This window comes from Bacillus sp. FSL K6-6540, assembly GCF_038007545.1.
On sequence record NZ_JBBOXH010000001.1, the window covers coordinates 6,989,721 to 7,004,774 of the forward strand.

At 51.1% G+C, this 15,054-nt stretch carries 15 protein-coding genes; 5 read left to right on the forward strand and 10 right to left on the reverse strand.

Translation table 11 applies throughout. From position 1 onward, the window contains the following. Positions 1-37: 37 nt before the first annotated feature. Together MHH82_RS31480 and MHH82_RS31485 are read right to left on the reverse strand one after the other, a co-directional pair. On the reverse strand, positions 38-691 hold the full coding sequence (locus MHH82_RS31480) for a response regulator (protein ID WP_015737963.1): 654 nt from the start codon (positions 689-691) through the stop codon (positions 38-40). 202 nt (positions 692-893) lie between these two features. Next, positions 894-2,072, reverse strand: coding sequence for a YhgE/Pip domain-containing protein (locus tag MHH82_RS31485; protein WP_036659419.1), 1,179 nt, complete (start codon positions 2,070-2,072; stop codon positions 894-896). A 341-nt stretch (positions 2,073-2,413) separates the two neighbouring features. Here MHH82_RS31485 and MHH82_RS31490 point away from each other — a divergent pair, with 341 nt between their 5' ends. Next, positions 2,414-2,854 (forward strand): TetR-like C-terminal domain-containing protein, encoded by a 441-nt coding sequence (locus tag MHH82_RS31490; protein ID WP_340969461.1) that lies wholly within the window; start codon positions 2,414-2,416, stop codon positions 2,852-2,854. Between the two features lie 77 nt (positions 2,855-2,931). Here MHH82_RS31490 and MHH82_RS31495 read toward each other — a convergent pair whose 3' ends face one another. Beyond that, positions 2,932-3,981, reverse strand: coding sequence for an NAD(P)/FAD-dependent oxidoreductase (locus MHH82_RS31495; RefSeq protein ID WP_340969463.1), 1,050 nt, complete (start codon positions 3,979-3,981; stop codon positions 2,932-2,934). 324 nt (positions 3,982-4,305) lie between these two features. Between MHH82_RS31495 and MHH82_RS31500 the strand changes: the two genes are divergently transcribed. Continuing rightward, on the forward strand, positions 4,306-5,181 hold the full coding sequence (locus MHH82_RS31500) for an ABC transporter ATP-binding protein (protein ID WP_090909700.1): 876 nt from the start codon (positions 4,306-4,308) through the stop codon (positions 5,179-5,181). A gap of 335 nt (positions 5,182-5,516) precedes the next feature. Here the strand turns inward: MHH82_RS31500 and MHH82_RS31505 are convergent, their stop codons facing one another. Next, complete coding sequence (locus MHH82_RS31505) at positions 5,517-7,067, reverse strand: BCCT family transporter (protein WP_340969465.1); 1,551 nt, start codon at positions 7,065-7,067, stop codon at positions 5,517-5,519. 127 nt (positions 7,068-7,194) lie between these two features. After that, positions 7,195-7,536: a winged helix-turn-helix transcriptional regulator gene (locus MHH82_RS31510; RefSeq protein WP_340969467.1), complete on the reverse strand. Its 342-nt coding sequence runs from the start codon at positions 7,534-7,536 to the stop codon at positions 7,195-7,197. Between the two features lie 168 nt (positions 7,537-7,704). On the opposite strand from MHH82_RS31510, the gene MHH82_RS31515 reads away from it, so the two are divergent. Then, positions 7,705-8,058, forward strand: a complete 354-nt coding sequence (locus MHH82_RS31515) for a YybH family protein (protein ID WP_340969469.1) — start codon at positions 7,705-7,707, stop codon at positions 8,056-8,058. 91 nt (positions 8,059-8,149) lie between these two features. Here the strand turns inward: MHH82_RS31515 and MHH82_RS31520 are convergent, their stop codons facing one another. From MHH82_RS31520 to MHH82_RS31540, 5 genes are all read right to left on the reverse strand, one after another. Further along, the gene (locus tag MHH82_RS31520; RefSeq protein WP_340969470.1) at positions 8,150-9,127 is read right to left on the reverse strand and encodes a ring-cleaving dioxygenase; all 978 of its coding nucleotides are present in this window, start codon (positions 9,125-9,127) and stop codon (positions 8,150-8,152) included. Positions 9,128-9,336: 209 nt separating this feature from the next. Continuing rightward, complete coding sequence (gene def / locus MHH82_RS31525; protein ID WP_015737972.1) at positions 9,337-9,855, reverse strand: peptide deformylase; 519 nt, start codon at positions 9,853-9,855, stop codon at positions 9,337-9,339. Positions 9,856-9,859: 4 nt separating this feature from the next. Continuing rightward, complete coding sequence (locus tag MHH82_RS31530; RefSeq protein WP_015737973.1) at positions 9,860-10,102, reverse strand: helix-turn-helix domain-containing protein; 243 nt, start codon at positions 10,100-10,102, stop codon at positions 9,860-9,862. A gap of 213 nt (positions 10,103-10,315) precedes the next feature. Beyond that, positions 10,316-11,266, reverse strand: a complete 951-nt coding sequence (locus MHH82_RS31535) for a DMT family transporter (RefSeq protein WP_340969471.1) — start codon at positions 11,264-11,266, stop codon at positions 10,316-10,318. Between the two features lie 270 nt (positions 11,267-11,536). After that, a complete protein-coding gene (locus MHH82_RS31540) occupies positions 11,537-13,048 on the reverse strand; it encodes a copper amine oxidase N-terminal domain-containing protein (RefSeq protein WP_340969473.1) in 1,512 nt (503 codons plus the stop codon). Between the two features lie 222 nt (positions 13,049-13,270). Between MHH82_RS31540 and MHH82_RS31545 the strand changes: the two genes are divergently transcribed. Then, complete coding sequence (locus MHH82_RS31545) at positions 13,271-13,960, forward strand: response regulator transcription factor (RefSeq protein WP_041622076.1); 690 nt, start codon at positions 13,271-13,273, stop codon at positions 13,958-13,960. Beyond that, entirely contained in the window at positions 13,957-14,961 is a 1,005-nt protein-coding gene (locus MHH82_RS31550) for a sensor histidine kinase (protein WP_251500992.1), read from the forward strand. Before MHH82_RS31545 ends, MHH82_RS31550 begins: the two co-directional genes overlap by 4 nt. The last annotated feature ends 93 nt before the right edge of the window (positions 14,962-15,054 follow it).

The following is a 15,054-nucleotide window of genomic DNA, read 5'->3' on the forward strand; positions in this document are numbered from 1 at the left end:
CCGATGACCCACAGTTCGGCATAGTTTCGGCGTTCGCTCACTTATTCACTTCTCCCGTCAGATAAAAAATCGCAATCTGGGTTCGATGCTCCAGACCTGTCTTGCTGAGAACCGAAGTGATGTGATTGGCAATCGTGCCTTCGGAAATAAACAGCTTCTTCGAGATTTCCTTGTTGGCCAGTCCTTTGGCGATGAGCGCCATAATATCCAGTTCCCTTTCGGTGAATAAGCTTCGGTCGAACTTGTCTGCCTTGTCTGTCTTATCAGGATTTCCGGGAGACAGCCCGGATTTGATTTTATCCAGCACGACGTCCTGCAGCACATGATGGCCGTGGTATACGGTTTTGATCGCATCTCGGATCCGTTCCGGGTCGTTATTCTTTAGCAGATAACCCTTGGCGCCATTCAGGATCGCATCGGTAATGTATTCATCGTCGTCGAAGGTCGTCAAGATCAGCGTCTTGGTCTTGGTACGCTCCGTGAGCTGTTTCGTGGCCTCAACGCCATTCAGGTTCGGCATCCGGACATCCATCAGCGCCACATCCACTTCGTGCGCTTCGCAATAGGCGACCGCTTCTTGTCCGTCTTCGACGGTCGCCACCACGTCGAACTCATCAAACGTCGCCAGAATGATCTTCATGCCTTCCCTGATAAATGAGTTATCGTCCGCAATGATCACTTTAATCTTCAATTTACGCTCACGCTCCCTTATTCAGGATTATACAGGCTGCCATCCTGAAGAACGATAGTATTTTATTCACTTGAATAAAGGGAGCAACGTCCCGATGCTGCGACTTTGGATGGTCCCGTCCACATGAACCGGTCGGCTTGAGCAAACTATAAAAAGCAGTGCAGGGATAAACCCCGCACTGCTTAGGCGCCAACCTATTCTATTAAGAAGCGGCCATCGATTTTCTTGGGTCTGAACGACTCCCTTTCTTGAATGTCGAGGCCAGCAGCAGAACAAGAAAACCTCCGGCTATGAACCACACTACCGCGGAATGCGAAGAAGATGGAGCGTATCCGTCAAAATACATCACATCCCGGAGAGCGGAAGCGGCAAAACGCAGCGGCGTCCAGGAGTACAGCCAATCCTGCGTCGCCTGCGGCAGAAACTCCGGCGCCATATTGAGAAGCGGCATCGAGAAGAACATCAGGAGCACCAAGATGCCCATGGCCGGGAGCCCGATCCAGTTCAACAAGGTCGACTGAAGAAGGAAAAATGCCGACCCGGCCAGCCACAGCATCAGCCATACGCTGCCTCCGTTCGCAAGCTCCATGCCATACCAGGAGGAAGCCATCCATACTAGAAAACCGGAGACCAGACCCGCCAGCAGCAAACCGGCAGCGCCTTGCAGCACAATCGCGATTCCCCTGCTGCTGCCGTCATTCACTGCTTTCTGCAGCGCCTGGAACAGGAACACGCTAAGGATCAGGCAGCCGATCCATAGAATCTGTATCAGCATTCCCGGCGCATTGCCGCTTGCGTGGTTCACACCTACAGGATGAACGACTTCCTCATGAACCTCGAACGGGATGAGCAGAGCCTGCGCGGTTGTGACCGGCAGCATATCCGTCTGCGAGCCGATCATGGTCAACGCCTGCTTGGAGAGCTCCGCTCCCGCCATCTTCATCGCTTGCCCCAGCATCTGTCTCACCGCAGTGGATGCCTGCGTGCTCATCCCCTCATTCGCCAGCACCTGCACCACAGCGGGCTTCGGAGCAGGCGACTGCAGCGACAAGATGCCGGCGCTTAAGTCCTCAGGCAGCACAAGGGCACCGTAATACTTCTGGCTGTCGAGTCCTTCCCGCGCTTCCGCTTCCGAATTCACGATCTCCCAATGAATGGGCAGCTGCGAGTTTGCCTGCAGCATTCCTTTCATCATGTCACCGACAGCGAGGGTTTCGCCGCTTGGCAACTCAACCGGCTGATCCAAGGCAACAAGCGCAACGGGAAGCGACTTCGGCTTCGCTCCCGCGATCGACCCCATCATGGCTACGCCGAAGATGGCCAGCACCAGAAGGACAACCAATGCGCCGATCCACAGCATTTTTTGTCTTAAGAACCCCATATCCACCACTCCTCGTTAATGAACAGACTGTTGATTAATGATCACAGCGTTAATTATAATGAAGGGAGTGATTTGTTCAATCATCAGCTTTCAGCGGAGTGTTCATTACTCATCAGTGTACGAGCCTTCTGTTGATTAAGTCTTCACATTCGTACTGGGGGGAATTCCTTGACAAAAAAGACGGATCGCCGGCAAATCCGGACCAACCAGCTGTTGCGGCAAACCCTGTTTGAACTTATGGAGGAGAAACGGATAGATGCCATTACCGTGACCGATATCGCCAATCGCGCCAATCCCTCAACCGTGGTACCTTCTACCTGCATTATCGGGATGTGCCGGATATGCTGGATAAGATCAAAGAAGAGGTGCTTCAAAAGATTGAGAACATCGTGGTTCATATCGATCCCAGGGATTCCAGGGACTATGCGGAAAAGGGAGAGCCTTATCCGGCGTCAGAACAAATATTCGAGGAGCTCGTCCGGCACGCCGACTTCTTCAAGGCTATTGTCGGCCCGAATGGGGACATTTCCTTCGTTCGGCAATTCAGGGAGTTCATGAAGGAGCATATGTTTGCCAAGCATGCGTTCAGAATGCCCACAGGCGGGAATCAGATCATTCCGAGCGATTACCTGATCGCTTATATGATCTCCGCCAATATCGGCTTGGTCATACACTGGATCGAGTCCGGGATGAACAAGTCCGCAAGAGAGATGGGCATCATGATGACGCAGCTGATCAATTACGGCCCGTTGATAACTTCAGGGATTATCCAAAAACAATAAGGGCACGCAAAAAAAGAGAAGCGGAGGTTCCCTCGCTTCTCTTCTATCGTTACATGCATGTACACGCATGCCCTGTTCTAATTGATTAATTGCTTCACTAATTCGCGATTGCGCTCCTTGAATACCTCGTTATGCGAAGAGACCATCGCGTACTTCCTGGCATCCGGCTCAATGAACTGCTTCGCGCTGTTCACCGCGTTCGCGGCATCCTGGAAGGCGCCTGCAATCAGGTGCAGCTTCCCGTCAAAATGCAGGATGTCGCCGGCAGCATACAGTCCCGGTATGGAAGAATTACAGCTTGCGTTGCCCGCGATATAGTAGTCATCCACCCGGTGAATATCAAGGTTGCTGTTCTCCAGCAGCGACATATCCCGTTCATAGCCATGGTTAATGATGACCTCGTCTACGGCTAAATAGGAAACTTCCCCTGTCGCATTATTGGTCAATTCTACCCGCTCAATCACCTCATGATTATCCGAAGCAATGAGCTTCGTGATCGATGTATTAAGATGGCAGGTCGCCTTACTGTTCATCAGCTGCTCGACCTGGGCTTCATGGCCTGACAATTCGTCCTTGCGATAGGCCAGGTAGACCTTCTTCGCCACAGGCTCCAGCTCGTTCGCCCAATCTACGGCTGAATTCCCTCCGCCGGACACAATGACGGTTTTGCCCTTGAAATGCTGCAGGGACTTCACGGTGTAGTTCAGGTTCGACACTTCGAACCGCTCGGCTCCTTCAATCTCCAGCTTTTGCGGATTCAAGATGCCTCCGCCAACCGCCACGATGACCGTTTTGGACAGATGCATGCCGGAATTCGCCGTATGTAATTCGAACAGTCCTTCCTCATTGCGGGCGATCGATTCAACCTTCTCGTTTAACAGCACTTCGGGATTGAACGTCAGGCCTTGCTGAACCATTTGCTCGATCAGCTTCGCGCCTGGAATCGGCGTCAATCCGCCGACGTCCCATATCATTTTCTCCGGATATACGTGAACCTTTCCGCCAAGCATGGGCTGATATTCTATTATCTTGGTTTTCATGCCACGCAGTCCACTATAAAAAGCGGAATACAATCCCGCTGGTCCTCCGCCAATAACCGTTACATCAAATATCTCATTCCCACTCATGCGTTTCACTCCCGGTCTATAAATTAAAAGGCTGTTTGTGATCACCTTGTAACGTAAATGATTATCATTATCAATTAGTATACGTTGCCTTTACCCTTTTTACAATCAAACATTTAGAAAAAATTCATTTTGTCACAATTTCGCCTAGATATAGGCCTGTAATATTCCACTGAACTATATATGGGTATTATTCGGCTGAAACATGAATATTATTTGAAGTTTCCATTAAGATATTTATTGACAACGGCGCGGCCTCACATTATATTTATGGATGAAATTGAGAATCATTATCGTTTGATAGCTAACTACTCTGGAGGTGAAATGATGATTCGCCTAAGTACAGATCGAATAAGCGTCGGTTATGGCGAGAATCTGATATTGAATCGTCTTAACGTAGATATTCCCGATAAAAGAATCACGACCATCATTGGGCCTAACGGCTGCGGCAAATCCACTCTTTTAAAGGCTGTTACCCGCATCATTCCTTATCAATCCGGGGCTGCCATTCTGGACGGGGAAGAAATCGCCAAGATGAACACCAAGCTTCTGGCGAAGAAGCTGGCCATTCTGCCCCAGACTCCGGAAGGTCCGGGCGGATTAACGGTGGGCGAACTCGTATCCTACGGGCGCTATCCCCATCAGCGCGGTTTTGGCCGCTTGACCAAGCAGGATATGGACGTCATCGACTGGGCACTCGAGGTTACCGGCACCCAGGATTATAAATACCGTTCGGTGGATGCCCTGTCCGGCGGACAGCGCCAGCGGGTATGGATTGCGATGGCACTCGCGCAGGAGACCGAAATGATCTTCCTCGACGAGCCGACCACGTATCTGGACATGGCGCATCAGCTGGAGATTCTGGAATTGCTCGAGAGGCTCAATATCGAACAAGAGCGGACCATCGTCATGGTTCTGCACGATTTGAACCAGGCTGCCCGATTCGCGGATTACATTATCGCAATGAAGGATGGAGATATCATTCAGGCCGGCGATCCGGAATCCGTCATTTCGCACGAAGTATTAAAGAAAGTATTCCATATCGACGCAGAGATCGGCCGCGATCCGCGCACGGCGAAGCCGATTTGCATCACTTACAATCTATTAAAAGGGGAAAAAGAGGACATACTCAAAACGGCGGAGCATAACGACAACTACGAAGAAACTGCTCACCCCGTTTATCGCACTGCTGTTCATTCTTAGCGTCTGCGGCAATCCCGGAACCATTACATATGAGTCCGAGAACGGCCCCGCTTGAGGTGCCCGCCAATTCGCCGCGCGTGAGATTGTGTTATCCTCCAACGCGGGCGATCTGCTTGCACTCGGGTCAACATGGATTTACGGATACTTTATGCCGAACTTCCAAAGCTCTCATTGCACGCCCGCGGGTGTGATGGGGGCTTTTTCGATTCTGTGTTATATGGGTTTGGCTATGGCTGCTGTCATATCCGGGCTCATTTTCATAAAAATAAAGAGGACACCGCATGAGTGCCCTCTTGAATCCAATTCTTCCGACTTCGCTGTACCTCGCGCTTATCTCACTTCTTCCCACGGTTTGCTGCCTCTTCGAGACGGCGAAACCGTTTCAGATCGGCTTTGCGAATCGGAAGCGGCTCTCGGCTCAGCAGTTTCACTACCGCAACGATCATCAGAAGCAGCAGTACGGTGAACGGCAATGCCGCAATCAGCGAAGCGGTCTGTAAGGCTTCAAGGCCACCTGCATACAGCAGGACGCCGGCAATGGCTGCCATCAGCGTGCCCCACACGATTTTTGCCGTTTGGGGAGGGTTCAAGCTGCCATAAGTGGTCATGCTGGCTAATATATACGTTGCCGAATCCGCGGACGTTACCAGGAACGTCAGTATAAGTATAATCGCCAGCACGTTCATGACGGAAGCGAAAGGCAATTGGTTGAACAATTGGAACAGCGCCGACGTGACATCCGCGTTAACGGCTGCCGCTATCCCGGTGTTCTCGTGCAGGTCAAACCAGATGGCCGTTCCGCCGAACACGGCGATCCAGAGACAGGCAATGACCGGCGGTACAACCATCACGCCCACAATGAATTCGCGAACCGTTCTTCCCTTGGATACCCTCGCCACGAAGGCTCCCACATACGGCGACCAAGCAATGGCCCACGCCCAGTAGAATATCGTCCATTCCCGTACCCACGTGCCTTCCGCATAGGGTTGGAGCCTTAAACTGTACGAAACGAAATTCGTAATGTAGTCGCCAAGCGCTAATGTGAACGTCTCCAAGATGAATACGGAGGGTCCGCAGATAAACACAAACAATAAGAAAGCTAGCGCCATCCCGAGGTTCAGGTTGCTTAAGTATTTAATCCCCTTGTCCAATCCCGTTGTCGACGAGATCATGTAAGCGACAAAAATAATCCCCAGCATCAATAACTGCAGCCCTACGCCATTGTTAATTCCCATAATGGTATTCAACCCGCCGCTCATTTGCAGAACGCCAAGTCCGATCGAAGTAGCGATACCCATGACTGTTGCAATGACCGCCAGGATATCAATCACATTCTTGACACTGCGCTTTGAACCGGTAACAGGCTCCAGCGCGGTAGATACCAGCCCATCCTTCTGCTTACGGAACTGCAGAAACGCAATCACAAGCCCGACTAGGGCAAACACGGACCATTGACTTATCCCCCAGTGAAAAAAGGAATAGCCCATAGCCACGCGTGCCGCTTCGAAGCCTTGTGCTTCGACGCCTCCGAAGGGCGTCTTAAAAAAGTGGCTCATGGGTTCGGCCACGCCCCAAAACACCAGCCCGACGCCGAATCCTGCGGAGAACAGCATGCCGATCCAGGTAAAGAACGGGTACTCGGGCTTCTCCTTATCTCCGCCAAGGCGAATGGTGCCGTATTTGCTGGCCGCAACCCAGATCAGAAATATGATAATCGCAAAGATCGAGAGCATATAGAACCAGCCGAACGTATTCGTTGTAAATCTGTACAGATACCCTGCCACTTCACCGAAAGCCCCGGGCTTGACGGCCCCCAGAATAGCCAACACGGCAATAATGACAGCTGATACTGAAAACACGATATTCTTCAGTAAACTTCCTTTCACAAGCTCCACCTCAACAGATAAGTCATCGTTTTCCCATACAGTATTTGTATTTAAACCAGAATTGATGTACTTAATCTCTGAATGTGTGCTGCATCGAGTACTCATCTGATCAAAGCTATCGTTATCGTTACTTCTCCTTAAAATCTTGTTGAGATCCGATATACTGCTGGCCCAAAATGACCATTTGCTCCAGTACCGCTTCAAACTGTCGGCCAAACTCCGTGATCGAATACTCCACCTTGGGAGGCAGCTCATGAAACACCGTCCGCTTCACAATGCCGTTCTCCTCCAACTCCCGTAATTGCAAGGTCAGCACGTGCCGCGATACTTCAGGAATTCTCCGGTGTAGCTCACCGAAACGGATGGTTTCCTGAAACAGCTCATATAGTATTCGAGGCTTCCACTTTCCGCTAATCATGTGCAGGCCGATTTCAGCCGGACACCCGAAACTCTCATCCTGATAGGGCATATTGCTATTCCTCAACTCCCTTGGTCATGAATAGATGACTAGGTCACCATATTCTGCGTACTTACCATGGCTTTCTTTTTCAGATAGGCTATTGATTATCATCTTACAGAAAGAGGAGATACAATGAAACCATCAAATCCTTCAAAACCAGTCCGGAGGCCGGAAGATATGAATGCAGCTTTTGCAGACGCGTATAATAGCGGGGATATCGATCAACTGCTGGCACTGTATGAACCGAACGGCGTTCATGTCCACCGAAACGGAAGCCTGGAAATCGGAATCCATTCCTTCCGCCATACGTTGGAGGAACTGCTGCGGCTCAAAGGCACCATGGTCTCCACCAATGTATATTGTATTCCGTTTGAAAATATCGCTTTGCTGCGCGCTCGGTTCACCCTGCAAACGACCGATCCGGATGGCCAACCGCTGGTGCTGCAAGGACATACCTCCGAGATCGTAAGACAACAGCCCGATGGAAGCTGGCTGTACATCGTGGACCATCCTTTCGGTTCGGATACATGAGAATGACCGTAAGATCCGTTATTTCGGTGGTACAAAAAAAGCAATCCGCCCTTGTCATGAACAAGCGGATTGCTTCTTGAGATTCATTGCATCATTCCTTCACGAATTCCTTCGTGCTGCGCACCGTATCGATCGGGCGAACCATGCTCTCGATCTGCTCGCGCTTCGGCTCCAGGAATGGAGGCAGGGACAATTTTTCGCCCAGCGTTTCATACGGCTCATCCCCCATGAAGCCCGGACCGTCGGTGGCAAACTCGAACAGAATTTGCGGCGCGACGCGTGCGTACAGGGACTGGAAGAAAAAGCGGTCGACAAAGCCCGACGTATGGAATTGGAAGTCGTCCAGACGCTTGATCCAGTGCTCCAGCACCGAACGGTCCTCTACCCGGAAGGCCGCGTGGTGAACGGTACCGAAGCCCTGCTGGGCCCGTGGGAGCACGGCGTTGTACTCGACAACCACCTGCGCGCCATTGCCGCCTTCACCAACCTCAAACAGATGAAGCGAGCCTTCCTTGCCGATTTCCTTAAACTGAAGCACCTTCTCCATCACTTCTCTGAAATGATCGAAATTGGACACCCGCACAAAGACCGGGCCAAGTCCTGTAATCGCATGCTCCAAGGGAATCGGCCCCTTCTGCCAAGGCGTTCCCGAAGCCACGCCTTCATTGTTCTCGTCGGAGATGAGTTGATATTGCTGATCGTCGAAATCAACAAAAGCGAGTGTTTTTTTGCCGAATAACTCTTGAATGCCTTGATGCTTCACGTCCATCCGATCAAATCGCTTGACCCAATAGTCCAGCGCGGCATCGTTAGGAACACGGAACGAGGTTTTGTAAATCTCGTCCGTACCGTGTCGGCCCTTCGGGATACCCGGGAAGTCGAAGAAGGTCATATCCGTGCCTGCACTGCCCTTGTCATCCGCAAAGAACAGGTGGTAGGTCTGAATATCGTCCTGGTTAACCGTCTTCTTCACGAGCCGCATGCCCAGCACATAGGTGAAGAACTCGTAGTTCTTCTCGGCACTGCTCGTAATGGCTGTTACGTGGTGAATTCCTTTTAATCCGTTCATAGTTAACGCCTCCGTCTCTTATATTGTAAAGTGTGTGTCGAATCTGTTTCATTTATTATTTCGATTTAAAACATCTTTAATTTAAGATAATAGTATCACGGCTTTCCTCTTCCGTCAAGCATCAACATTCGCAGCCATAACCAATAAAAAAACAGCCGGACATCAGATCCGGCCGTTCTATTCATTTCGCCTTGGTCTCTACATGGACGCTATGAACCTGTATTGGATAATCCAATGACGGGTAACAGCTCGATGCGTCGATGCGTCTCCTCATGATACAACCATCCATCCCGAACATGGTCCACAAACAAAATGCCGTTCAGGTGATCAATCTCATGCTGCATGCATCTGGCCAGATAATCCTCGCCCTTCAGGATTACCGTCTGTCCTTGCCGGTTCAATGTCTTCACCGTCACTTTGTCGGCTCTCTTCACGTATCCGTAATAGCCCGGATAGGAGAGGCACGCTTCAGGGCCCATTTGTTCCCCGTCCATCTCCACGATTTCAGGATTAATCAGTTCGATCAGCCCTTCTCCGCAGTCCATGACAATAAGCCGTCGCAAAATGCCGATTTGCGGTGCGGCAAGGCCGGCGCGCCCATCGCTGTCGTACAGCGTCTCGACCATATCATCCAGTATCTTTAATACTCTGGCATTCACGGAATCGACCGGCCGAGCAATCTTGCGCAGGATGGGATCGCCGAATGGCACAATAGGTTTTACCGTCATTCACTTAAGCCCCCTTAGTTTTGGAAGGAGGTGTATGCACCCATAAGTCACTTGGAGTACACTCTAAGGTTGTGCAAAGGGCATCTAACGTCTCTGCCTTCATCTGCCTGGGCTGGTTCGTCAGCAATGCGCTAATGGAAGCAGCCGACAGGCTGTAACCCGCCTTCTCTTTCATCAGCCGCGCCAAAGCCGCTCCCGACCATATCCCTCTCTCTGCCATCACGTTACGCAACATCCATTCGAGCAAAGGGTCACCCTCCCATTCATCAAAATATTAGTTCACACCTAATTTTATTAGGTAGTGCCTAATATCTCAAGCCCATTTCTATAGGGACTGACAAAAGTGGTTCTCCAGAGCTCGCGATGACCCTTCGCTGACAAATTTATTGGAAGAGACCCTTCTAGCATAATACTCGTTGATGAAGTTCTACAATTTCTCTACAGCTTGCAGCAGCCCGGATTAAGCAGGCTTGGATTCGTTCCGGGCCAGCCGTTTCTTAGCGTTCCGGGCTCTGCCTGCAAGGCTGGTCCCGATCACGCCGATAATCACGAGCACTGCCCCGATGACATGATAGTAAGCCAGCTGTTCATTCAGGAAGGCGACGCCTCCAAAAATCGTGACAACGGTAGCCAGATTGTTAAAGATGCCCATCCGGGACGCCTCGATCTGGGACAAGGCATAGTTGGACAGGAGCGATGTTCCCAGGGAGGACAAGACGCCGAGATAAAGAACCGACCACACGAAGGATGAGTGCATAAACGGGTCAAAATAATGGACCAGCGTCCCTTGCGCCGCATGCTGAGAAACGGACATCAGGTTAAACAGCACGAATCCGATCATCGACATGATGAAGGTGATATCCAGTACCGACTGCTTCTGCGTCATCTTGCGGGCCATCACGCTGTAAATGGCATTGGATAGCGCAGAGAGCAGAATCAGCACAATCCCGAGGGTGCTCGATTGCTCGAAGGACACGCCTTTCAACACAAAGATGGAGATGATCCCTGTCACCGACAGCACGGTAAACAGCTTTTGTGCCCAGCTGGAGCGCTCCTTTAAGAACAGCGACGCCAAGAGCAGCGTAAAGATCGGTACGGTAGCGTGAATAATCCCGGCCTCGGCCGAACTGGTATAGACTAATCCGAAGGTTTGCAGCGTAAAGAACAGGAACGGATAGAATATGGCCAGCGGCACGATGGACAGCAGCCGCTTCAGGTCCATCGGGACCTTTCTGCGGGCAATGAGGAGCCCCAGCGATGCGGCTAAGAACGAAAGGGTAAACCGATGCGCCAGCGTATCCAGCGGGTTAGCATGGACCAGGGCCAGCTTTACGAACATAAACGAAAAACCAATGATGGCCGTATATCCCAAAGCGGCGGCATAGGCACGGCTTGTATGCGGTAGATTCATGATATGTGTATCTCCTTCATCTTCTCTTTTTTATGTCCAACCGGGAGGGCCGGAGCATTTGCTATTTATCTTACGGCACGAAGGACTTCGTTACGATTTGAAATAACGCTAACTGTACCGGTACAGTTAGCGCGATGAAGGAGGGTAACAACAAAAAGGCTGTTTCCCGTCATCCCCGGATGACGGGAAACAGCCCCGTTATATATACTTCAACTTGCATTCTTTCATAACAGCATCGGCATTGCCGACCGTTATCGATAAAAATTATCGTTAATCGCGTTCGACCGATATCCAGCCATCTCCCTCGAGATGAAGCGTTGCGCCGAGCGCTTCGGCCATAAACCGGAGCGGAACGTAGGTAGATCCGTTGCTATGAACGAATGGCGCTTCCGGCAGCGTCACGCTTTTACCGCCAACGCTGGCTATTTTGGAGCCTACGGTCACCACGATTTCTTCTCCCGTCAAATCATTGATGACTATAATTCTATTCGAGCCTTTGGTCCACTTCACTTCGGCATCCAGCTGATCTGCCAGGTAACGGAGCGGAACGAAGCTCTGATGGTTCTTCTTGATGGCGCCGTATCCAAAATCCTCGTTCGAGATATTCAAATACATCGACTTTTGCGTGATCTTCAGATCATCCTTCAGCACGTTGTAGATGAGGGAATCCTTCTCGAAGTTCCGCAGCACTTGACCCGGCGTCACGGAATCATTCAGGACATCGAGCACGCCTTTGGACGTATCGACCTTATTGGCTTTCACTGCGCCGCCGATATTCCAGACCTCACCTTGGGAATGCACCTTGACGGCCTTCAATGGCAGGTCCTCGGATGCCGGAAGCGCGACGGTCAGCTCCAGCGCATTCTTGCGCGTATTCAGCTGCTCGTCGAAATAGTAGTCCAATTTAAGGGTCGTATCCTTGCCGAAGACGGTTTCGGATCCCGGAAGCTCCTCCAATAATTGTTCCTTCTGCTCATCATAGTTCTCCGTGAATTCGGTCAGCGCGCCGTGCACGATCTCGTAAAGCGACGCAACGACCTCTTCCTTGGATTCCTGCGGCAGGAGTTCAACGTCTTCGCCGTATGCCTCGCCGATGCTGGTCATCATCGGATAAATGGCATCATAAGCATCACCGATTACCTGCTTCAAGCCGGCTTCGTCTTTAAGCAGACTTTCGGCAAAAGGCTTAACCATGTTCAAGATCTCTTCGCCCGTAAGCTCCATCTGAAGATGCGTCAGGTTCAAGCTCTCTCCGTTCACCTTCTCCTGGACCGGCTTCACCGAAACTTTGGACGGGTTCGGGAAATGCTTCAGCACGAGTCCTGCCGCTTTCTTCACGACATCTTGAATCGCCTGCTCATACTGGCTGGTGTCAGGCATTCCCGGAACGGTTGTATCCATCGACAGATAGAACGGCTGCTTGGCGCCGTCCAGTTGAATCGCCATTCCCTTGGCATCCATGGACAGATGAAGCGGAACCTTCTTGTCCGAATAATGAACGCTGCCTTGCATGGACACCGTATTGCTATCCTCCACGATGGCATGGTCAATATTTAAGGATAAGGAATTAATAAGATCAATCGCTTCTTTATCTTCAGACGATAGGGCCTTGTCCGCAGGCACCACCTCGAATCGAATACTTGCGCTGGATTCGCTGGATTTCACATCAAGACTGGTCAGCATCGCCTTGTTGATATCCAGTCCCCCGACGGCCTGACATCCTGTCATAACGACCAACACGGCTGCAATGAGTACGGTCAACCATTTGAACTTCTTATACATTTTGATATTCGTCCCCTCCCAGGTCATAGGCTCATTTCTATTATGGGAAGGGAGGAAATGTTTGTAAATAGGTATTTAAGCCTCGTCATGTATGCACATGGGAAGGCGCCTCAAGATAGCATATATCGACTTTTTGCTATACACTGGGGAATGAAAATCATGACGGAACAGCGCACATTCATGAAGTGCGGCTTGAACAACCTATAAAGCGTGGTGAATCTCTTGTTTAAAATTATGCTGATCGAAGACGACGCGACCCTGTTCCATGAAGTGCAGGAGCGCCTCTCGCAATGGTCGTATGACGTTTATGGCGTCCACGATTTCAGCGCCGTACTCCAGGAGTTCACGGCGATTCAGCCCGACCTGGTCATTATCGACATCCAGCTGCCGAAGTTTGACGGGTTCCATTGGTGCCGAATGATTCGTTCCCACTCCAACGTCCCGATTATATTCCTGTCTTCCCGGGATCATCCTACCGATATGGTGATGTCGATGCAGCTGGGTGCGGATGATTTCATTCAGAAGCCGTTTCACTTCGATGTCCTGATTGCCAAAATCCAGGCCACCCTGCGCCGGGTATACAATTACAACACCGAGCGGACCGAGCTGAGAACATGGCGGGGAGCCACCGTCGAATTCGGCAAAAATACGATAAGCAGCCCTCAGGGCACCGCTGAACTGACAAAGAATGAAATGTTCATTCTGAAGATCCTCATGGAACGGAAGAACCAGATCGTCAGCCGGGAGGACCTGATCAAGAGCCTGTGGGACAACGAGCATTTTGTCAGCGATAATACGTTAACGGTCAACGTGAATCGTCTTCGCAAGAAGCTGGAGCCCTTGGGACTTGACCCTTACATCGAAACCAAGGTGGGACAAGGTTATATCGCCACGGAAGAGGTCCATGCATGATCATGGCCTATATCCGGGAACGGCTAAGCTGGATTCTGTTATTCGTGTTCTTGCAGCTGATGCTTCTGTTTATAGCCGCGGTGGACGCCCAAATCCCGTTCCTGCCCATCCTCTATATCGTGTTTCTGTCGACGCTGTTCTTCCTGGTGTTTCTGTTCGTCAGATACAACCGGGAAACCAAGTTCTACAAAAGTCTCCAGGCATGGGACGATACCTACGACTTAACCGCCATCAGCGAGCCGGAGCGCCCCTTTGAAGGGATTGCCATGGACATGCTCTCCCTGCAGACCGAGCGTTTCAAGAAGGAATCCTCCATGCGCCTGATGGAGATGCAAGGGGAGAAGGACGAGCTGTTATCCTGGATTCATGAAGTGAAAACGCCGCTCACCACGATGCAATTGATGATCGAACGCATGGAAGACGAAACGTTGAAAGCGCAGCTCCAGTATGAATGGCTCCGCATTCACCTACTGCTTGACCAGCAGCTGCACCAGAAGCGCATCCCTTTTATTCAGAACGATCTGCTGATCGAAGTGTCCGCCCTTGAGCCGATCATCTTTCAGGAGATCCGCGGGCTCAAAACCTGGTGCATGCAAAAGGGCATCGGCTTTGACGTTTCCCTGCAGGCAGCGGAAGTGCTGAGCGACGCCAAATGGCTGGGCTTTATCATCCGCCAGCTGTTGACCAACGCGGTCAAATACAGCTCCGCTTCGGACATTAACATCGAGAGCGATCTCGTGGCCGAACATGTCAGACTCATCATACGGGATGCCGGACGCGGCATTGATCCGAAGGACATGCCCCGGATTTTCGATAAAGGCTTCACGTCCACCACCTCGCATCAGGATCGTGCCGCAACCGGCATGGGGCTCTATCTGACGAAAAAAGTAGCCGAAGCCTTGATGATCCGGATCCAGGTAGAATCAAAGCCCGGCATCGGCACAACCTTTACCTTGATCTTTCCGAGACGGAATGATTTCGTGAGCATTACCGGCATGTGACAACAATGTCACATGCTTTTGCGCTTTGTTCGGCGAATCGAAGGAAAAGGGCCCTCGACTCCTTTATGATAAGGACAGATAACAAAGGAGTGA